Origin of the sequence: Streptomyces sp. NBC_00005 (assembly GCF_045160215.1) — a bacterium.
In the GTDB taxonomy this organism is placed as follows: Bacteria; Actinomycetota; Actinomycetes; order Streptomycetales; family Streptomycetaceae; genus Streptomyces.
This window is the reverse complement of record NZ_CP108316.1, coordinates 5917371-5935222: the sequence shown is the minus strand read 5'-3', so window position 1 is coordinate 5935222 and position 17852 is coordinate 5917371. Positions and strand designations below refer to the sequence as shown.

20 protein-coding genes and 1 tRNA gene are annotated in these 17852 nt (G+C 68.7%); 14 read left to right on the top strand and 7 right to left on the bottom strand.

The features are described from left to right. Window positions 1-89 precede the first annotated feature (89 nt). From OG303_RS27320 to OG303_RS27305, 4 genes are all read right to left on the bottom strand, one after another. Window positions 90-467 carry a hypothetical protein gene (locus tag OG303_RS27320; protein WP_405871594.1) on the bottom strand — a complete coding sequence of 126 codons (378 nt, stop codon included), beginning with the start codon at window positions 465-467 and terminating at the stop codon, window positions 90-92. Between the two features lie 300 nt (window positions 468-767). Continuing rightward, the gene (locus OG303_RS27315; RefSeq protein ID WP_405871593.1) at window positions 768-1160 is read right to left on the bottom strand and encodes a hypothetical protein; all 393 of its coding nucleotides are present in this window, start codon (window positions 1158-1160) and stop codon (window positions 768-770) included. A gap of 336 nt (window positions 1161-1496) precedes the next feature. Next, the gene (locus tag OG303_RS27310; RefSeq protein ID WP_405871591.1) at window positions 1497-1865 is read right to left on the bottom strand and encodes a hypothetical protein; all 369 of its coding nucleotides are present in this window, start codon (window positions 1863-1865) and stop codon (window positions 1497-1499) included. A gap of 302 nt (window positions 1866-2167) precedes the next feature. After that, entirely contained in the window at window positions 2168-2425 is a 258-nt protein-coding gene (locus OG303_RS27305; RefSeq protein WP_405871590.1) for a hypothetical protein, read from the bottom strand. A 449-nt stretch (window positions 2426-2874) separates the two neighbouring features. On the opposite strand from OG303_RS27305, the gene OG303_RS27300 reads away from it, so the two are divergent. Further along, window positions 2875-4293: a condensation domain-containing protein gene (locus OG303_RS27300; protein ID WP_405871588.1), complete on the top strand. Its 1419-nt coding sequence runs from the start codon at window positions 2875-2877 to the stop codon at window positions 4291-4293. A 205-nt stretch (window positions 4294-4498) separates the two neighbouring features. Here the strand turns inward: OG303_RS27300 and OG303_RS27295 are convergent, their stop codons facing one another. After that, the gene (locus tag OG303_RS27295) at window positions 4499-5059 is read right to left on the bottom strand and encodes a GNAT family N-acetyltransferase (protein ID WP_405871586.1); all 561 of its coding nucleotides are present in this window, start codon (window positions 5057-5059) and stop codon (window positions 4499-4501) included. Next, a complete protein-coding gene (locus tag OG303_RS27290) occupies window positions 5056-5829 on the bottom strand; it encodes a GntR family transcriptional regulator (RefSeq protein WP_405871585.1) in 774 nt (257 codons plus the stop codon). The genes OG303_RS27295 and OG303_RS27290 overlap by 4 nt, the downstream gene beginning before the upstream one ends. Before the next feature lie 683 nt (window positions 5830-6512). Here OG303_RS27290 and OG303_RS27285 point away from each other — a divergent pair. The 13 genes from OG303_RS27285 (at window position 6513) to OG303_RS27225 (ending at window position 17701) form a co-directional block, all read left to right on the top strand. Further along, complete coding sequence (locus OG303_RS27285; RefSeq protein ID WP_405871584.1) at window positions 6513-6770, top strand: DUF6284 family protein; 258 nt, start codon at window positions 6513-6515, stop codon at window positions 6768-6770. Then, window positions 6767-7297, top strand: a complete 531-nt coding sequence (locus tag OG303_RS27280; protein ID WP_405871582.1) for a hypothetical protein — start codon at window positions 6767-6769, stop codon at window positions 7295-7297. Before OG303_RS27285 ends, OG303_RS27280 begins: the two co-directional genes overlap by 4 nt. Then, the gene (locus tag OG303_RS27275; protein WP_405871581.1) at window positions 7294-8268 is read left to right on the top strand and encodes a DUF2637 domain-containing protein; all 975 of its coding nucleotides are present in this window, start codon (window positions 7294-7296) and stop codon (window positions 8266-8268) included. Before OG303_RS27280 ends, OG303_RS27275 begins: the two co-directional genes overlap by 4 nt. Next, a complete protein-coding gene (locus OG303_RS27270) occupies window positions 8268-8606 on the top strand; it encodes an RRQRL motif-containing zinc-binding protein (protein WP_405871580.1) in 339 nt (112 codons plus the stop codon). The genes OG303_RS27275 and OG303_RS27270 overlap by 1 nt, the downstream gene beginning before the upstream one ends. A gap of 27 nt (window positions 8607-8633) precedes the next feature. Further along, window positions 8634-8939: a hypothetical protein gene (locus tag OG303_RS27265; protein ID WP_405871579.1), complete on the top strand. Its 306-nt coding sequence runs from the start codon at window positions 8634-8636 to the stop codon at window positions 8937-8939. An 89-nt stretch (window positions 8940-9028) separates the two neighbouring features. Then, window positions 9029-10591, top strand: coding sequence for a hypothetical protein (locus OG303_RS27260; RefSeq protein ID WP_405871578.1), 1563 nt, complete (start codon window positions 9029-9031; stop codon window positions 10589-10591). 1 nt (window position 10592) lies between these two features. Beyond that, the gene (locus OG303_RS27255) at window positions 10593-12710 is read left to right on the top strand and encodes an FtsK/SpoIIIE domain-containing protein (protein ID WP_405871576.1); all 2118 of its coding nucleotides are present in this window, start codon (window positions 10593-10595) and stop codon (window positions 12708-12710) included. A 232-nt stretch (window positions 12711-12942) separates the two neighbouring features. Continuing rightward, the gene (locus OG303_RS27250) at window positions 12943-13245 is read left to right on the top strand and encodes a hypothetical protein (protein WP_405871574.1); all 303 of its coding nucleotides are present in this window, start codon (window positions 12943-12945) and stop codon (window positions 13243-13245) included. A gap of 14 nt (window positions 13246-13259) precedes the next feature. Further along, a complete protein-coding gene (locus OG303_RS27245; RefSeq protein ID WP_405871573.1) occupies window positions 13260-13583 on the top strand; it encodes a hypothetical protein in 324 nt (107 codons plus the stop codon). Window positions 13584-13672: 89 nt separating this feature from the next. Beyond that, a complete protein-coding gene (locus tag OG303_RS27240; protein WP_405871571.1) occupies window positions 13673-14581 on the top strand; it encodes a bifunctional DNA primase/polymerase in 909 nt (302 codons plus the stop codon). 340 nt (window positions 14582-14921) lie between these two features. Beyond that, window positions 14922-16187 carry a DUF3631 domain-containing protein gene (locus tag OG303_RS27235; protein WP_405871570.1) on the top strand — a complete coding sequence of 422 codons (1266 nt, stop codon included), beginning with the start codon at window positions 14922-14924 and terminating at the stop codon, window positions 16185-16187. Window positions 16188-16361: 174 nt separating this feature from the next. Continuing rightward, window positions 16362-16562: a helix-turn-helix domain-containing protein gene (locus OG303_RS27230; protein WP_405871569.1), complete on the top strand. Its 201-nt coding sequence runs from the start codon at window positions 16362-16364 to the stop codon at window positions 16560-16562. After that, on the top strand, window positions 16562-17701 hold the full coding sequence (locus OG303_RS27225; protein WP_405871567.1) for a tyrosine-type recombinase/integrase: 1140 nt from the start codon (window positions 16562-16564) through the stop codon (window positions 17699-17701). The genes OG303_RS27230 and OG303_RS27225 overlap by 1 nt, the downstream gene beginning before the upstream one ends. A gap of 74 nt (window positions 17702-17775) precedes the next feature. Here OG303_RS27225 and OG303_RS27220 read toward each other — a convergent pair. After that, window positions 17776-17852: transfer RNA gene (locus tag OG303_RS27220), tRNA-Thr, on the bottom strand.

Sequence of the window (17852 nt, the reverse complement as noted above, 5' to 3'; positions counted from 1 at the left end):
CAGGCCGGGGCACCGAGGCGTTTGTTGTGCCGGAACGCCGAAATGCCGGATCGGGAGCCATCCCCGATCCGGCATTCGCCGATCGCGCCTCAGAACTCGAGGTGAGGGCGCTCGATACGGGGGCGTTCGATGTGAGGGCGCTTGAAACCCTTGGGCAGCGGCGCCTTGTTGGTGCACTCCACCACCGGCCCGACGTCCGTGGATCCCGTGTTCAGCACGCCGTCCTCGGGCAGTACCAGGCGCGGCCGGTACGTCGTTGAGCAGTCCTGCGCCTGCTTGACGACATACGTGCCCTTCTTGTCCTTGTGGACGACCTCGCTCTTGTGGACGCAGGTGGTCTCACCCGCGACCGTGCTCTTGCAATCACCCGGGGACTCGTCGGCGTGCGCCTGGGCGGCGCCGACGTAGATCACGGCAAGACTCCCGATGAGCCCCGTGACGGTTGCGATCTTCTGCCGACTGAGCATGTGCTGCGCTCCTTTGCAGTCGAGGCCCGGACGCAAATGCCGTCGATCGGCGTGCGCCCAGGCCCTGGGGTCGAAATACGGAGCCGTCGCCCGACAGTTCTTCAACTGCGGTCGGCGGCGGCATTGATACAGCCCGGGCGCGCACCCTGATGGGTTTTGTTGCGCGTCCGGGCTGCAGTTGATGTGTGAGGGTGTCTACGAGGCCTACTGCGGCGCGGAGTACGGAGTCATCCGCCCTGCGATCACTGCGACTACGACCGCAGGCCGCCCAATAGTGCGCATCGAGCCCTCGGCGCTTCTTTACTTGGAGCCGTACGGGGCGTACTGCGGCGCGGCGTAGCCGACCTGCGGAGCCGCGTTGCCCGCCTCGGGGGCCGCGTAGCCGGCCTGCGGAGCCGCGTAGCCCGTCTCCGGCGCGGCGTAGCCGGCCTGCGGGGCCGCGTAGCCCGCCTGCGGCGCGTAGTTGAACCCGTTCGTCGGCGCGAAGTACGGAGCCGCCTGGGGAGCCGCCTGCGGCGCGGCCTGCGGAGCGGCGTGCGGACCGTACGGGGCAAAGCTGGCCACGGCGTTGGCCTGCGAGGAAGCCACCGCGGTGACCCCTCCGAAGCCGTCGGCGATGCTGACGCCGGCACCGAGAGCGGACAGCCCCGCGACCGCTGCTGCTACAACCGCGGCCCGCTGAAACTTGCGCATAGTTTGACCCTTCCCTAGCTGGGCATGACGCCCTGGCTTGACTACTTAATGTGAGCATATCCACACGAAACGTAGTCATTTGGGATCTTTGGCCCTTCTATGCCCGTGTCGGCTTATGGCGAGGCACCCTTCCGTCCGCCACCGTTCTCCCCTTGGAACGACACTTCCCCCAGGTCAAGTCACGGGCGGGGAAAGGCAGTCACCCGTTTGCCCACCGAAGCGGTGCGCTCGCGTGGACGCAAGAACAGCGGACGGCCGGACCGGGTTGCCCCGATCCGGCCGTCCGCTGCTTGCAAGTTGAGGGAAGGCGTCAGAAGGTTCCGCCCCCAGGGTCACTCAGCCCAGCAGGCCGCCGGGCAGCTGGAAACCCTCGTCGTCGCCCTTCTCGATCTTGGTGGGCGCCGGAGCCCCGTCGGGGGTGCAGGTCACCTCGGGCCCGATCCGCGTGCTCCCGTTGTTCACAAGAGGGAGGACGGGCAACGACATTGGCTGCACCGGTACGCAGGTGCTTGCCTTGCGGATGCCGAACCCGTCACCGTCGGGCATCGCGCCGGTGATCTTCTGGATACAGGTGATGTTGCCCTGAAGGTCGGCAGTGCAGGCACCCGGACCTGCTGCGGCGTGCGCCTGGCCGACGCCGACACAGGTCACGGCAAGGCCGCAGAGAAGCCCCGAGACGGCCGCGATCTTCTTCCTACTGAACATGTGATCCGTTTCCTTTGCGAGGGGCGCCCGAGCGCCTTGCGCCGCGATCCGGCCGCGCCGGGCCCTGGGGATGTCAGCTGGACGGGCTCCGGCGTCCGGCCCATGTCCGGGACGTTCGGGGCCGTTTCGCCTGCGAAGTGAAAGGCGGACCCGATCGACGCGCCGGAGTTCAGAGCCGTCGCGAGCGCATACGGGTCAGAGAAGCGGCCTCGCAACTCCCGGCCGCCACACGTGAACGGGCCCTTCGGGGGGTGACCCCGAAGGGCCCGCGGAAAACGTCGCGCAGGACTTGGCCGCGGACTTCAGCCCGAGAAGGCGTTGTTGAACTGGCCGCAGGTGGTGTCGAAGGTCTCGGAGAGACCGAGCACGCCGATCGGGAGGTCGCCCTCGGCCACCGTCTGCGGACTGCACTCCTGGTAGGGGCGGTAGTGCTCGGCCACCTTCGGCGCACCGTCACTGCCATAGCCGTGGGCGTAGGCGGTACCGGCGCCGGCACCGATGGCGGACAGACCGCCAGCCGCCACTGCTGCTGCGATCATGGCCTGTTGAAGCTTACGCATGGAACCCTCGGTCCTTCATTGCCTGTAAGTCGAGGCTGATTGCCTACTGTGACTGGACGGACACTATCAGTAACCACAGAGTATTCCGCACCGCCGGATATCCCGTGTCCGAGCGGGGAGTTGGATTCACGCGCAACGACGACTCAACCAGACCCTGTGCGGGCTTACTTGACGGTGCGGGATTCGAGCATTCGGCCAAGTGACGGCACCGGGCCAGGAGATGAGGAAAACACCGCACTTTCGGGCGCGGCCTGTTCGTATGTTGAAAAGCCCGCAGTGACTCCACCGGATGTCCCGGGCAGACCGATTGGCTCACATCCGCCGATCACTCAATCCACTCAAAAGTGGGAACACATCATGTTCCGGGTATCTCCTTTCGCGGTCGCGGCATTCCCTTGATCGGGTCTGCCCGATCCGGGCTCCAACTGCGAACGGAGACGCCCGTGCGAATGACCGACATCCAGCGTTGCGAGGTCCGGCCCGGACGGCTCGTCGAGTGGGCGCTCAGTCCGGCGACCGTCACGGCTGCGGCGGACCTTCCGGCGGACCCCCGGCCGCCGGCGTACGTCCAGGAGTCGCACATCAGGACCGCCCGATCCGTGCGGGAGGACGGCCTGTTCGTGCCGACCTGGCTCGGTACCGCATTCGACATCCCGGGACGGGTCGACCTCGACGCACTGCAGGACGCGCTGCGCAGCTGGACGCTGCGGCACGAGACGCTGCGCAGCGGCTTCCGCTGGGACGGCGACGAGATGCACCGTTTCACCCTCGATCCCGAGGCCGTGTCGCTCCACCGCGAGGTGGTCGGTGACTTCACCGACCCGGACCGGCTCGTCCAGCACCTCCAGGACCGTTTCGACGCCTCCGCGAACGCGCTGAGCTGGCCCAACTTCCTCTACGCGGCGGTCATCAGGGACGACGGCACCAGTGTGTACATTGGCTTCGACCACAGCAACGTCGACGCCTATTCCATCCAACGCCTCCCTGCCGAGATCCACGAGCTGTACGCAGCAGCCGTCGAGGGCCGCCCCGTGGAGGAGTCGCAGGTCGGCAGTTACGTCGACTTCTGCGAGATCGAGCGGGCGGACGCGGACCGGATCGACGGCACCCACGCGATCGTCGGCCGCTGGCGGGAGTTCATCCAGCGGTGCAGCGGCAAGCTCCCCAACTTCCCCGTCGAACTCGGTCTTGAGCCCGATGGTGCCCTGCCCACGCAGAAGCTCATGCGCGAGATGCTCGTTGACGCGGACTCCGCCGCCGCGTTCGAGTCGTACTGCCGGCCCTTCGGCGGCAGCCTCGTCGGCGTTCTGGCCGCCACCAGCATCATCGTCAATGAGATCGGCGGACAGCCCGTCTACCGCGCCGTCGTTCCGTTCCACACGCGGGTGAAGTCCAAGTGGTCCAATTCCGTGGGCTGGTACGTCGGCGGCGCGCCCATCGAGGTCCCCATCGACCAGGCGCCCGACTTCCTCGGCGCCCTGAAGGTCGTGCGCGCCGAGCTGCAGGCCAACAGGTCGCTGGCCCGCATGCCGCTGGCCCGAGTGCTGCGCCTGCTCGGCTCGGACTTCCGCCCGACCTCGCCCGACCTGTACTCGATCGTCTCGTTCGTCGACGCGCGAGGCATCCCCGGGTCGGAACGCTGGGACGAGCTGGCGGCCTACGGACTCGTCAGGGTGTCCTACGGCGACCAGGTGTGCGTCTGGCTGAACCGGCTCCACGAGGGCCTGTGGTTCACCTGCCGCTACCCCGACACCGACGCCGCCTACAAGAACATGCGGCTGTACGTCGAGCGGCTGCGGGACGTCATCCTCACCGTGGCCCGCGAGCAACGCGCCAGCGAGCTCGCGCCGCACGATCTTGCCGGGTGACCAGCCACTGCGGGGCACAGCCACGGGCGGGCTGTGCCCCGATTCATGGAGCCCCCTGTCGGATTCGAACCGACGACCTTCGCTTTACAAGTTCACCCCAACGGCACACCGGCCAGGGCAATGACTCCCCCGCCTGCCCTACATGGTCCGTGACTGGTTCATCGAGTACGGCAACGTGCACCGGTGTTGCCGTCAAAAAGTGCCGTCAGGCCACGGGGCTCGGAGCTGCGGTTTCGTCCGCGAATCCGTGCTCCGTCGGTCGTGCTGCGCGTTGAGCGAGCCACCCTGAGACCCGTGGGCCGCCGTTGACCGCGACCCCTTCGACGACTGTCCGAACATGCTCGAATCCCAGACGAAGGTAGTACTCCTGCAAACCCGTATTCGTGGTCCAGGCGTCCAGGCGGAGCCACTTACCCCCCGCACGGTAGGCGCGATCTCCAGCCCAATCGAGCAGGCGCCCGCCGACGTTCTGGCCAGCGTGTGTCCGGGCGACTGTCAGTTTGTTGATGAACAGCGAAGGCTCGGTCAGTTCCTCATCCGTCCAGAGTCCAGCCTCTGCCTCACGAGTGAGCGTGATGGTTCCCGCTGTGGTGTTGCCGTCCTTGACCATGAAGACGGTCCCCGCCTCGATCGTCTCCAACAGCTTGTCCGCCGGATACGGACGTTGCCATTGATCAGAGCCGAGTCGGGAAAGCCAAGCTGCTGCCTCCTCTCGGAAGGCCAGCAGCTTGGACACATCCTGGGGTTGAGCTGCGACGATTCTCACTGAGGCTCGTTCTCACTTCGGGCGGACAGGTTGCCGATCTCGTAGTTCATCTGGTTGAGGTCGCCCCTGAAGGTCGTGATGGTGCATCGGATGGGGCGGTCCGCCGAGTAGCCCGTACGCGTCCAGAGAAGCACCGGAACCCCCGCCCCAATCTCCAACAGGCGCGCTTCCTCCGGGGTCGGCATACGCGCCGCGATCTCGTCGAAGTACCCCACCTGCTCGATCCCTCTGGCAGCGAGGTACCGCGTGGTTCCCTCCTCGATGTCTCCTGGTTCAGCCAAACGCGGCGACTTGTCGACCAGCCACGACGGATAGTAGGTGGCCTGCGTGGACCAAGGAACGTCGTCCACATAGCGATGACAAAACCGCAATACAGCCTTCGTACCTGCGGTGACCTCCAGCCGATCGGCGATGTCTTCCGCCGCCGGCAGCATCTCAACGCGGAACGTCTGGTGCGGTCGGCGACCGGCGTTGGTCACGTCGGTGTTGTACGAGTCGCCGTTCTGCGGGAAGTCCAGGTTCTCGAACCTGGACGCGTTCAGCTTGAACACCTCATGGGACTTGACGTCGTAGCCGAGTCCCTGGCTCGACGTGATCAGACCCTCGCTGACCAGCAGGCTTAGCCCGTTGCGGACTGTGTTCCGGGACGCGTCGAATCGCTCCTGGAGGTCATTCTCAGAGGGCAGCCGCGCCCCCGGCGGGAAGACGCCGTTGGCGATCTCTCGGCGCAGGACGTCGGCCACTTGCCGGTACTTCGGCTGCTTGTTCATGCCCTCATCATGACGCACTCGCGCAACTTGTTGGTACATGCAGCCCCCAAAGGCTTGACGGCTCACGGTCCGTGGGTGCAGCATCACTGCATCAGCTTGTACCAACAAGCTGAGCAGGTGGTGCAACACCTCCAAGTGTGCCCACCTGTGCTGACAGCGCCCGGAGGAAAGCCCGCAGGGGTGAGTACGAAGGAAGCGCGAATTGATTGAGAACTGAACAGATGGCCCCGGAGCCATGACGCGCCTACGCCTCCGAGCAAGAGATCTGCGGAGGGGTGCCGAACAGGTGGCGTCCTCTGGTCACCCGGGATCAGGCAACAGCGACAAGCCGTAGGCCCTGCCTGTGCGAGCAGCACGCACCTTTTCCCATGCCGCCCCTCACCGGGCGGACACGTGATTAATGCGCACAGGTGAGACAAGGGCGAAGATCGCGGGCCCCGTCTGCCCGACTCGAAAAGACGGACCGCGCGGCCACTGGCCGCGCGCTCTACAACTTCCGCCGCAGCACCCGGCTTCGGGCTGGCTGCGGCCGGTTGCCTCCTCCGTCCGTCCGGCCCTTCGGGGTCGTACGGACGGGGTTGCAGGGAGCCGGTACCTGCTGGTTCCACAACGGCGAGCGGCCCCGGGTGGCTAGACCCGGGGCCGCGATACGGGCCGTTCCTTCGACTAGGGAGTCACGACCCATGAAGCACATCGTCACTGTTCAGGAGGCTGTTACCGCGTTCGCTCCGTTCATGGAGCCCACGGACGCGGAGCTGGACGCCATCGAGGCTGAGGCGCCGCTGATCGACGCGGAGCTGGAGCTGCTGGACGTACAGATCGCACTGCTGGACCGGCCGGTGTCCGCGCTCGGTGAGCGTCGGCTGCGCCGGGCGGCGAGCAAGGTCCTGGCCGCGCGGCGCGAGGTCGCCAACCGTGTTGCGGCGGGGGAGGCGGCATGATCCGCATGGTCACCGCGGCCCGCCTGGAGCGGCTGGAGGCCGATGCGAGCGCGGCTCGCGAGCACGCCCGGCAGGCCAGCACCGCTGCGAACGAGGCGTTCGGCGAGCACGTGCGGGAGCTGTTCGCTGTCACCGCCCGCGCGGAGCAGGCGGAAACGGCCACGTCCGAGGTGAGCGCGATCCTGTCCCTTGCGCTGGAGGAACTCGCCGCCGCGCAGAAGGAACTCCTCCTGAACGACATCGCCATCCGCCAACTGCGGGAGGAGCTGGACGAGGCGCGGCGCGCCGGCCGGTCTCTGTTCCTACTGATGTACTACGGCGAGCCTCACACGATCTACCGCTCCCGCGAGGACGCCTACGCCGACACCGCAACGCACGGCGCGCCCGCCGACGGATGGGTGCCCTCCGATGAACGCCCGGCCAGTCAGGTCACCTGGCGCATCGAAGCGTTCATTCAGGTGGGCATCCCGAACGGGTTCCGCCGGGCGTTCATGCCCGCCCCGGAGCCGGTCGGGGGCGCCGCGTGAACGCTGTTCATATCCGTTCAGCGGAACGGGCGTTGTCGGTGGGCACGTGGTTGATCGTGTTCGGGGCGATGCTCTACTCGGTCCTGACGGTCACGCCGTTGATGGCCAAGCACACTGCCGACCGGTGGGACTGGACGGCCCCGATCCTGCCGCTCGTGGTGGATGCCGCGGTGGTCATCGTGGTCAAGCTCGATGACGTGCTGGCTCGCCTGGGCGGGCACGGCGGGCGGTGGCCGGTAGTGCTGCGGTGGATGACCGGGCTCATGACGCTCGCCCTCAACACCGCCGACTCCGCACTGAAAAACGACCTGGTGGGCATGGCTGTCCACGCGGTGGCACCGCTGCTGCTGATCGTCACCGCGGAGACCGGACTCGCCTATCGGCGCGCCATCGCCACGGCCGTCAGCGCCCTGGAAGCGGCACAGAAGGCTGAGCGCGAGCAGGTCGAACAGAAGCAGCGGGAACGGGCTGAGCGGGCCCGCCAGGAGGCGCTGGAAGAGCGTGAGCGCGCCGCGGCACTGGCGCGTGAACAGCGTGAGCACGAAGCCCTCTTGGTCCGTGAGCAGGCGGAGCGGGAGGAGCGCCGGGCGCGCGAGGAGCGCGAGTTTCAGGCGGCCCGCGATGTTGCGGATCGGGCTGAGCGTGAACGCCGTGAACGCGAGCGTGAACAGCGTGAACAGGACCGCGAACGCCGTGAACACCAGGGTCGCGAGCAGGCGGAGCGTGAACAGCGCGAACGCGAACAGCGGTTGACGCGTGACCGCGACGCGCTGCTGGAGCGCGGCCCCGCCGCGGGCAAGCTGCCCGAAGACGAAGCCCGCCAGATCGTCGCTGCCGCGTTCGAGGCGGGGCTGTCGGTGCGGTCGGCCGCGGAGCTGTGCGGCTGGTCGGTCGGATGGGTGTCTGCCCGCTACGCCGAACACCGCGACCCCAGCACCAGCGGGGCGGGCCTGGCCATCGCGAGCAACTGATGGCCTCCGTCCCCATCTACTCATGGCGCCTGGCCCCGGACGGACTGGCGACGGTCCGACAGCTGCGGGCGCGCGGTCTGAGGCCCGGCGGGCAGGATGTCGTCGCGCAGGTCGAGCGCCCGCGATATCGCCGCGGCCCGCTGGTCGCCTACCTGTACGAGATCGACAAGGCCAAGCCCGTACGGCCGATGACGCCCGCGAAATGGGCGGCCCTGGCCAAAGCCAACACGGCACGGCGCACCTGCCCCGAGTGCCGGCGGGATGCCGGCTACGTCATCCCCGCCTCACTCGGCATGTGCGTGACCTGCGCCTTCCCCGAGGAACAGTGCGCCGCCTGAACACCCCACCCGATTAAGGGAGTTCGAGTGAAAGACACACGTCATCGCGTCCTCATCACCGGCGCCGTCGCTGTCAGCGGGGCGCTGGCCATCGTGATCGGGGTGCGGCTGTCCGGCTACGGCGTGCCGCTCGCGCTGCTGATGGCCTGCGCCGCCTCGTGCCTGTCCACCTTCTCCAGCCTGTTCTTCCACGTGATCGGTGCGTGGTCGACGACCACGCATCGCTGCACGCGGCCCAACTGCGACTTCCAGGTGCGCCTGACCCACACGGACAGCACGGAGAACCGGCGCTGCCAGGAGATCGCCGCCCATCACCCGCACCGCAGCCACTGAGCTGCACCGTTCCCCAAATTCGGCAGGCCCGGCCGCACGCCTCCTACAGCTTCGGCCGGGCCCTACTCCCCTTAAGGAGTGCTCACAGCATGACGGAACTCAGCACCGAGGCGGTAGCCGTTCAGGCTGCCCCGACCACACCGCCCCCGCCGCCCGACACCCCGCCCACCAAGGCGCAGGACGTGAAGGAGGTGGAGCACACGCCCGGTGGGTGGCCGATCGTCCCGCTCGCCCTGTCCGGCGCAAACGGCACGGTTGGCGCGGTCGCCGCCGCTTCCCTGGCCGGCGGGCCGACCGCCGCGGCCGTCGCCGCTACCGGGATGGTGATGCTCGGCACGGTCGCCGTCACCCGCTCGCGTAGGCCCAACTCCCGCCGGGAGGCGCGCCGCGCCGCTGCGCGCGCTGCCGGCCGTTCCGCTGCCCGCAGTGCTGGTCTGCGGAGCAGGGGTGCGGGCACTCGCGGGAACTCCGGGAGTCGTTCGGGCGGCTCACGGGCCGGTCGCTCCGGTGGCCGGTCGGGCAAGGTACCCGGCCAGCACCGCCGTGGCACCGGCACGGCGACCAGTGGAAAGACTCCCAGCAAGACCGGTCACAGCCTGTCCAAGCACGCGGCTCGCGGTACGGGTAAGGCTGCGGGCCGGGTCGGGCAGGTCAAGGCCCTGCGTACCGCACAGAAGGCCGCGTCAGGCTCGCGGGCCGGGCAGCGGGCACAGACCACGAACGCGCGGCGCGCGGTCGCCGATGCCCGCCGCAACGCCAAAGCCGCGGCCAGCAACAGCAGGTTGGGCAAGCGGGCCGGTCTGGCGGGCCGCCTCATGGGTGGTGCCGTCCGTAAGGCGCGGGCCGCGCGCGATGCGGCCATCGCCAAGCAGCGCACCAAGCGTGACGCCAAGAACGGCGGCGCGGTCGCCGCGGGGCGCGCCAACGTCCGTAAGGCTCCGGCCCGCCGGGCGGCCCGCAAGGCGCTGCGCCGGTCCGCGGCCCGCTTCCACGGGCGTCGCCTGCTCGCCGCGCTGCTGGCGCTGCCGGTCGGGCTGATCGGCTGCCTGAGCACGTGGATCGGCCGCAAGCTCCGCATCCCGGCCCTGATGCACCCCGGCCGGCGCCTGTTCCGGCGGATGGTGCAGACCGCGGGCGAGCAGCGCGCGGACCGGGATGAGAACACCCGCAAGACCCTGCGCGAGCAGGAGGCCGCCGCCGATGCGGAGGCAGAGCAGGACGGCACGGAAGGCATCGCGGACAGCGTCCAGCGGCCCGCGGCCAACTGCCCCACCAGCACGTTCCCCGAGGTGAGTGAAGGAGAGCACGTGTCCGGTTTCCGGTTCGAAGAGGCCGCCTCCGAGATGGAGCAGGCCGCCAACGCCTACGACCCCGACAACGCCATGGAGATCCTCGCCATGGTCGAGGGCCTGCCGGCCGCGCTGACCAGCGTGGCGAACGTTATGAAGATCCTCGCGGAGCGCTCCGACAGTGAGTTCCCGCTGGAGAAGGAAGTCGCGGACGGCTTCAACGACATCTTCGGCGCCGTGATGAGCGCCGTCGCCGTCGCGGAGGACATGGGGCCGCTGTTCCGGCAGGCGCATGAGCAGGACATCGCCCGCCACGAGGACCCCCGCAACGGCACCGAGGCCGAGAAGGGCTGGAACGTCTGAGATGAGCAGCACCGCCACCGCCAAACACCAAAGCAGTGGCCCGGTGCTGGACTGGAGTGCCGGTCACGGACCCGTGACCGGCGCCCTGTCCGCGACCACCGGAGCCTTCGCCGTCGCCACCACCGGCGCCGCCACCGCCATGCCCCCCGGCTGGGCCCTCGCCGTCGGCGCCGCCGGCGCCCTCGGTCACACCGTCGTTGGCCTGCGGGTGCGCAACGCCGGCCGCACCCTCGCCACCCGCGCCGCCTCCTGGCTCGTGGGCGCCGGATGGACCACGTGGGCCATGACCCACGGGCCGCTGACGTGGGCCGCGCTCGGCTCGCTCGCCACCATCGGTGTCGGTATCGGCGCCGCCGCCCGCTCCGCCGCCCTGTACGAGGAGGCGCGCGAGGAGGAGGCGCTCGCGGCTGAACAGCGGGAGATTGCGCGGGAGTTGTCCGCGGAGCGGCGGGCGATCGCCGCGGAGTGGGTGGAACGGATCCAGCGGATCTGCAACATCACCGTGCGCGTCCTCGCGGTCGAGATGTGGCCCACCGGTACCGGCTACTCCCTGGATCTGGAGCCGCAGGGCGGCGTCACCTACGACCGGATCGCGCAGCACTCCGTGGCCCTGTCCGCGGACGCCAAACTGCCGCACGGCTGCACCGCCGCCGCCACCCCCGGAATCCACCAGGGCCGCACCATCCTGGACGTGACCACCGTCAACGTCCTCAAAGAAGACTGCCCCTACCCCGACGACTACAGCCGCCTGAGCATTCTCACCGGCCTGCCGTGGGGCGTGCGCACCAACGGGGAAGTGGTCTCCGCGTTCCTGCGCGAGCAGTGCGCGCTGGTGGTCGGGCCGACCGGCTCGGGCAAGACGAACATGGTGCACGACATCCTGGCCAGCTTCGCCCGCGCCGACGACGTCCTCACCTTCGTGATCGACCTCAACGCCGGATCGGCTGGCCTGCCGTGGGTGCTGCCCGCACTGAACGGCGAGATCGAGCGGGAGGACGGCAAGCCCGTCCGCCCCGGCATCGACTGGCTGGCCGCCTCGTATGAAGAGGCCATGCTGATGCTCGATACCGCCCTGGCCATCGGCTTGCATCGCAAGAAGGCGTATCAGGACCTGCTGGCCAAGGCCAACACCGACCTGCTCCCCATCAGTTCGAAGATTCCTCAGATCATGCTGGTCATCGACGAGGGCGCGGAGATCCTGGTCAGCACCGACCGGCAGATGAAGCAGCTCGCGAAGAAGATCCTGGAAGTCATCCGGATGCTGCGCGCCATGGGCGTGCGCACCGTCCTCACTGCGCTCGGGGCGACCGGCAGCGTGCTGGGCAACCTGATGATCCGCCGCGAGGGCAAGGTCCGCGTCGCCCTCACCGGTGGCGAGACCGAGGGCATGGACTTGGGGAAGATGTTCCCCGGCCGGCGCGGGCTGCGCGTCGAGCAGGCCCCGTACAAGGGGGCTGGGTTCATGGGCACTCCGGAGTCCCCGGCGGCGCTGTTCAAGGCGTGGCGGATCCTGCCCAACCAGATCCGCGAGATCACCGCCGCCACCTCCGATCGACACCCGCGACTGGACGACGTCTCCGCCAAGGCGGCCGGAGCCGCGTACGCCCGCCGTTGGGATGCCGACCGCATCGCATGGATGCGGGATCTCACCGCCGTGGACGACGGTGACGACCTCGTACCCGGCCCCGGGGAGGGGCTGAACCTGTCGGCTCTGCGCGAGCAGGAGGCGGCACCGGTCTCACCGGAAGACGAGATGCTGCGCCGTTTCCGTGCGGAGATCGACGCACAGTTCGCCACCGCCCCCGCCCCGCACACCGACGAGGACGGGATCCCGGGTCTGCCGGGCGGGCCGACTCAGGCGTCCGGGCTGAACCTGTCCGCGCTGCGGGGCGAGCAGGACAGCCCCGCCCAACAGGCCGCGCTCGCCGCGCTGCTGGCCGCCGGAAGGGAGGGCACCGGAGCCTCCGCGATCGCCCGCGCGCTCGTGGACCAGTACGGCACGAACCGTCAGACGGTCGTCGGTTGGCTCAAAGAGTGGGTGAAGGACGGCACCGCCGTCCGCGTCGGGGAGGGCACCAAGGCCCGCTACATCCACCGCACGCACGCGTCCGACGACTGATCACTTGTCGCTTGTCGCCCCCTCCTCACCACATGCCGCCTACCGGGCCTGGAGCCTCGGAAACGGCTTGTGACCTGGGAGGCGACAAGCGACAAGACAAGACAAGCGACAAGCCAGACGACAAGTCGCACGACAAGGAAGACGACAAGCAACGCGACAAGCACACCACCCACCGCGCGGGCCCGCGCCACCTGTTGGCGCGGGCCCGCGGTACACCCGAAGGGAGCCTGAAATGAGCCAGCACATCCCGCCCGGCCAGATGGCCCCGCACATCCCCGCCGACGTCTACCAGCAGGCGCAGGCGACCGGACAGCCGGTCGTGTTCGTCGTCAACGACAACCCGCCCGCCTTCCCGTGGCAGCGGTTACTGATCCCGTTCGCGATCGCCGGGGCCGTCGCGCTCGGCACGTGGGGCGTGGTCGCCGCGCTGTGCTGGCTCATGGACGTCGCCGCGCACACCGCGACCGTTATCGGCGGCGCCGCCGGGCCCATCGGTGCCGGCGGCATCACCCTCAAACTCGCCCGCTCCAAGTAACCCCAGGGAGTCCCGTGTTCGAGATCCGCGTCATCTGCGACAGCCCGGACCTGCCTCAGATTGCCCAAGCCATCCTCGGCAGCGTCGACGCAACCTCCGTGCGCCGCTACCCCACACGCGACCGCGCCAAGACCCGCCTGTACATCACCGCCGAACTGCGCGGCAGCCACACCGACTGCCCGCACTGCGACCTCGACGGGATGACCCTCTGGCTCACCCCCCAGGGGCGCGAGGAATGGCGCCCGTGCACCGGCATCGACTACGAGGACCTGCTCGCCGCAGGCCTCACCCCCGGATCCCGGCGCTGCGAACCCTGGCAGCGCAGCACCGACCGATAGCTACGCCAAGGGCGGCCCCTCCCTCTCGCCAAAGAAGCGGGGCCGCCCTTGCCAGCCAGCATCCATCTAAGGAACTGGAGTCATCCAGCATGACCCATGACGCCCGCTCCGCGCTTCTCTACGCGGCGCTGGAAGCCGCAGAACGCGGCTGGCCCGTCCTCCTGCTGCACCCCCACGACAAGCGGCCCGCCGGCCACGCGGAGAAGTACTGTCCCCGCACCGGACGCTGCGTCGACGGGCACAAGACCCCCGAGCAGCGCGCCACTACCGACACCGCACTCCTCACCGCCGCATGGGCCCAACGGCCCTACAACGTCGGCATCGCTACCGGCCCCTCCGGGCTTCTGGTCGTCGACCTGGACACGCTCAAGCCCGAAGACCCGAAAGGAACGCCTGACGGCGCCACTTCATTCGCGGCGCTCTGCGAGCGCGCCGAGCAGACCGTCCCCGATACCTACCGGGTGCGGACCGCACGCGGTGGAGAGCACCTGTACTTCACCCAACCCCCCGGAATCCGGCTGCACAACACCGCCGGACGGCTCGCGAAGAAGATCGACACCCGCGGGTGGGGCGGGTACGTCGTCGCCCCCGGCAGCACCACCCCGGACGGCACCTACGAGATCCTCGACGACCGGCCCCCGGCCATGCTGCCCAACTGGCTACACGAGTTGCTCAAGCCTCGCCCACGGCCCTCGCACGGCAGCGCGGCACCCGTGACGACCCGCGCAAGCGGGTACGCCGCGGCGGCGCTTCGGGGCGAGGTGGACAACGTGGCCACGGCCGCGGCCGGCACCCGCAACGTCACGCTGCTGCGAGCCGCGCGGGCACTGGGTCGGCTGATCGCGTCCGGCGACCTCGACCGCGGGGAGGTTGAGGAGGCTCTTAGTAGGGCGGCATCGGGCAACGCGACACAGTCCCAGCGCTACTACGACGACGTGATCACGCGTGGTCTGGACTGGTCCATCGCCCACAACGCCCCTGGTGGGAGGGCGGCATGAGCAACCCCCCGCCTACTAAGAGCCTCACCGGCCACCACCCGGCGCCGGTCGCTCCCCAGCTCATGGACACGCCGGCCCTAGGCGAGCCGAAAGACGTCGCCCGTCAGGGCGTCCCTTCAGCTCTTCGCCCTGAGTCGCAGTACGACGACGGGCGCCGGCCCATCGCGTGGCTTCACATCGCTGCCCCGCGCGGCGCCGTCCCGACGGCTACTTCGAAATGCCTGTGCGGCCGCGACCGCAGCGCCATCGGCCACCGCAAAGTGCTCGCCCTGATCGACGACCACGCCGCCCATCGCGACACGTGCCCGCTCCGCACTCTCCAGGAAGGGAGGAACGCCGCATGACCAGCATCAACCGGCCCGCGCGGTCCATCGACGGCGCGGCCCTGCTCGACGAGGTCGAAGCGTTCCACCGCCGCTTCAACGTCTTTCCCACCGAACACGCCTACACCGCCGTCGCCTTGTGGGACGCGCACGCTCACCTGATCGAGGCGCTCGACGGCACCGCCCGCATCGCATTCCTGTCCCCCGAACCGGGATCGGGGAAGTCGCGGGCACTGGAGATCATCGAGACGCTCACCCCGCGCGCTGCGACCACCGTCAACGCATCCGCCAACGCCCTGTTCCGGCTGGTAGCGGCCGATGCGGGAACGCCGACGTTGCTGTTCGACGAGATCGACACCGTGTTCGGGCCCAAGGCCGGCGGGAACGAAGAGGTCCGCGGCTTCCTCAACTCCGGCTACCGGCGCGGCGCCAAGTCCCTGCGCTGCGTCGGAGAGGGATCCGACCAGAAAGCAGGCTGGTTCGACTCGTTCTGCGCGGTCGCCATGGCCGGACTCGGCTCGCTGCCCGACACGATCCTGACCCGCTCCGTCATCATCCGCATGCGGAAGAAGGCGCCCAACGAGAAGTGCGAGCCCTACCGGCGCCGCGTCCACGAAAAGCAAGGCCACATCCTGCGAGACCGGCTCGCGGAATGGACCGACACCATCCACGACCAGATCGCGGACGCGTGGCCGGAGATGCCCGAGGGCGTCTCGGACCGGCCCGCCGACGTGTGGGAGCCGCTGCTCGCGGTCGCAGATGCGGCTGGCGGGCACTGGCCCGAGCGGGCCCGCGCCGCCTGCATCGCACTCATCAAGGCCGCCTCGCAGGGCGGTGAGGCATCTCTTGGGGTTCGGCTGCTGACAGACCTACGCGACAAGGTGTACTGCGGGGCCGACCGCATGCCCACCGCCGCCATCCTCGAAGTCCTCCTCTCCCTCGATGACGCCCCGTGGGCCGACATGAGCGAGGACGGGCAGAGCATCAAGCCCCTCACCGCGCGGACTCTGTCCAGGCTCCTGAGCCAGTACGTGCGCCCCGACAACACCCCCATCAAGCCGCGCGGTATCCGGGTGGGCAGCGGCACCCCGAAGGGCTACTACGCGGAGGATCTCAGCGACGCCTGGGCCCGTTACTGCCCCCCGGACCCCGGAAAGTCCGCAACATCCGCAACGTCCGCAACATCGCAGGTCAACGGGGGTGAATCTGTGGCGGATACCCCTTCCGAGAGCCGCCACATGTCCGCGGAAACCGACACACGCCAACTCCGCATCGCCGGCTGACCAGCCATACCCGGATAGGTCCCGCCGCGCCACCCTGCGCGGCGGGACCTATCCGCAACAGAAACGGCATCCGCCACAGATTCAAGCCGCTGACCAGCAATGTTGCGGCGTGGCGGATGTTGCGGATTCACCAGAAGGGGCCGACAAGGCCCCCGCCTCTCACGGAGGTTCGACGTGCTTACCGCCGTCCCGAGCGAGCCCCAAGCACTCACCGTCCCCGAGGTCATGACCGCTCTGCGCCTGAGCCGCAGCAAGGTCTACGACCTCATTCGATCCCGTCAGTTGGCGAGCTTCACCGTCGGGCGCGCGCGGCGCGTCGCTCCCGACAGCCTGCGCGCCTTCATTCAGGAACAGATCGAGGAGAACGCAGCCTGATGGCACCCCGTAAGAGGAACCCGAACGGCGCCGGCAGCATCTGGCAGCGCAAGGACGGGCGCTTCGAGGCGCGCGTCTACGTCTGGCAGCCTGACGGCACCCGCAAGCGCAAGACGGTCTACGGCTCCACCTGGGAGGAGTGCGACGAGAAGCGCCAGGAACTCGTTCGCCGCGACCGACAGGGAATCCCGACGCCTTCCCGGTCCGCGAAACTCTCCGAGTGGCTGCCGTACTGGCTGGAGACGCACATCAAGCACAACCGGAAGCGCACCACGTATGTGAAGTACGAGATGCACGTACGGCTCTACCTCGTACCCCTGTTGGGCAGCCGTCGGCTGGAGTCGCTGAGCACGGCGAACGTCCGGCGGATGATCTCGGAAGTCACCGCGCAGGCATCGGCGGCTACCGCGAAAGAGGCGCACCGCGTGCTGCGCACGGCTCTGACGGCCGCGTGCCGAGAGGAGCTGATCAGTCGCAACGTCGTGCAATTGGTGCCTGCCCCGCGCGTCGAGTCGCGCGAACTGCACCCCTGGTCGTTGGATGAGACCTTGACGTTCCTGGAAGCCGCGCGGACCGACCCCTTGTATACGGCGTTCGTCCTGGCGGTCGCACTCGGTCTGCGGCGCGGCGAGATCCTGGGATTGCAGTGGAGGGACGTAGACCTTGACCGACGCATCCTTACGGTCCGGACCACGCTGAACCGTGGCGGCAAAGAGCTGTACCTCGATACGACCAAGAACCGGCGAGCGCGGGTGATCCCGATTCCGTTGATGTGCGTGGCGCCGCTCCGGTGGCAGCGTCTACGGCAAGCGGACCGGCGTGCGGCTACCGGCGTGGACTGGCACGAGAGTGATCACGTGTTCACCACGCGGAGCGGCCGGCCGATCGAGCCCCGGAACCTGTACCGGTCGTTCCTGCGGATCTCGTCTTCCGCAGGCCTCCCCCAGGTCCGCTTGCACGACACCCGCCACGGATGCGCGTCGCTGCTCTTCGCGGCCGGCGTCGCACCCCGGACCGTGATGGAGATCCTTGGGCACTCCCAGATCGCGGTGACGATGAACGTCTACACGCACGTGAGCGACGGTGACCGACGGGAGGCCATGGGCCACATGGACCGCCTGCTCAAACGGCGCCGTTAAGAGGGACTGCCGTCAAGAACTGCCGTCAACGCCCCCGTGATCCATGATCGCGGGGGCGTTGTCCCTGGCAGTGATGGAGCCCCCTGTCGGATTCGAACCGACGACCTTCGCTTTACAAGAGCGGCGCTCTGACCAGCTGAGCTAAGGAGGC

Coding starts and splice junctions, on each gene's coding strand:
- OG303_RS27320 (WP_405871594.1), bottom strand. CDS start 467: ATGCTCAGTCGGCAGAAGATCGCAACCGTCACGGGGCTCATCGGGAGT.
- OG303_RS27315 (WP_405871593.1), bottom strand. CDS start 1,160: ATGCGCAAGTTTCAGCGGGCCGCGGTTGTAGCAGCAGCGGTCGCGGGG.
- OG303_RS27310 (WP_405871591.1), bottom strand. CDS start 1,865: ATGTTCAGTAGGAAGAAGATCGCGGCCGTCTCGGGGCTTCTCTGCGGC.
- OG303_RS27305 (WP_405871590.1), bottom strand. CDS start 2,425: ATGCGTAAGCTTCAACAGGCCATGATCGCAGCAGCAGTGGCGGCTGGC.
- OG303_RS27300 (WP_405871588.1), top strand. CDS start 2,875: ATGACCGACATCCAGCGTTGCGAGGTCCGGCCCGGACGGCTCGTCGAG.
- OG303_RS27290 (WP_405871585.1), bottom strand. CDS start 5,829: ATGAACAAGCAGCCGAAGTACCGGCAAGTGGCCGACGTCCTGCGCCGA.
- OG303_RS27285 (WP_405871584.1), top strand. CDS start 6,513: ATGAAGCACATCGTCACTGTTCAGGAGGCTGTTACCGCGTTCGCTCCG.
- OG303_RS27280 (WP_405871582.1), top strand. CDS start 6,767: ATGATCCGCATGGTCACCGCGGCCCGCCTGGAGCGGCTGGAGGCCGAT.
- OG303_RS27270 (WP_405871580.1), top strand. CDS start 8,268: ATGGCCTCCGTCCCCATCTACTCATGGCGCCTGGCCCCGGACGGACTG.
- OG303_RS27260 (WP_405871578.1), top strand. CDS start 9,029: ATGACGGAACTCAGCACCGAGGCGGTAGCCGTTCAGGCTGCCCCGACC.
- OG303_RS27255 (WP_405871576.1), top strand. CDS start 10,593: ATGAGCAGCACCGCCACCGCCAAACACCAAAGCAGTGGCCCGGTGCTG.
- OG303_RS27250 (WP_405871574.1), top strand. CDS start 12,943: ATGAGCCAGCACATCCCGCCCGGCCAGATGGCCCCGCACATCCCCGCC.
- OG303_RS27240 (WP_405871571.1), top strand. CDS start 13,673: ATGACCCATGACGCCCGCTCCGCGCTTCTCTACGCGGCGCTGGAAGCC.
- OG303_RS27235 (WP_405871570.1), top strand. CDS start 14,922: ATGACCAGCATCAACCGGCCCGCGCGGTCCATCGACGGCGCGGCCCTG.
- OG303_RS27225 (WP_405871567.1), top strand. CDS start 16,562: ATGGCACCCCGTAAGAGGAACCCGAACGGCGCCGGCAGCATCTGGCAG.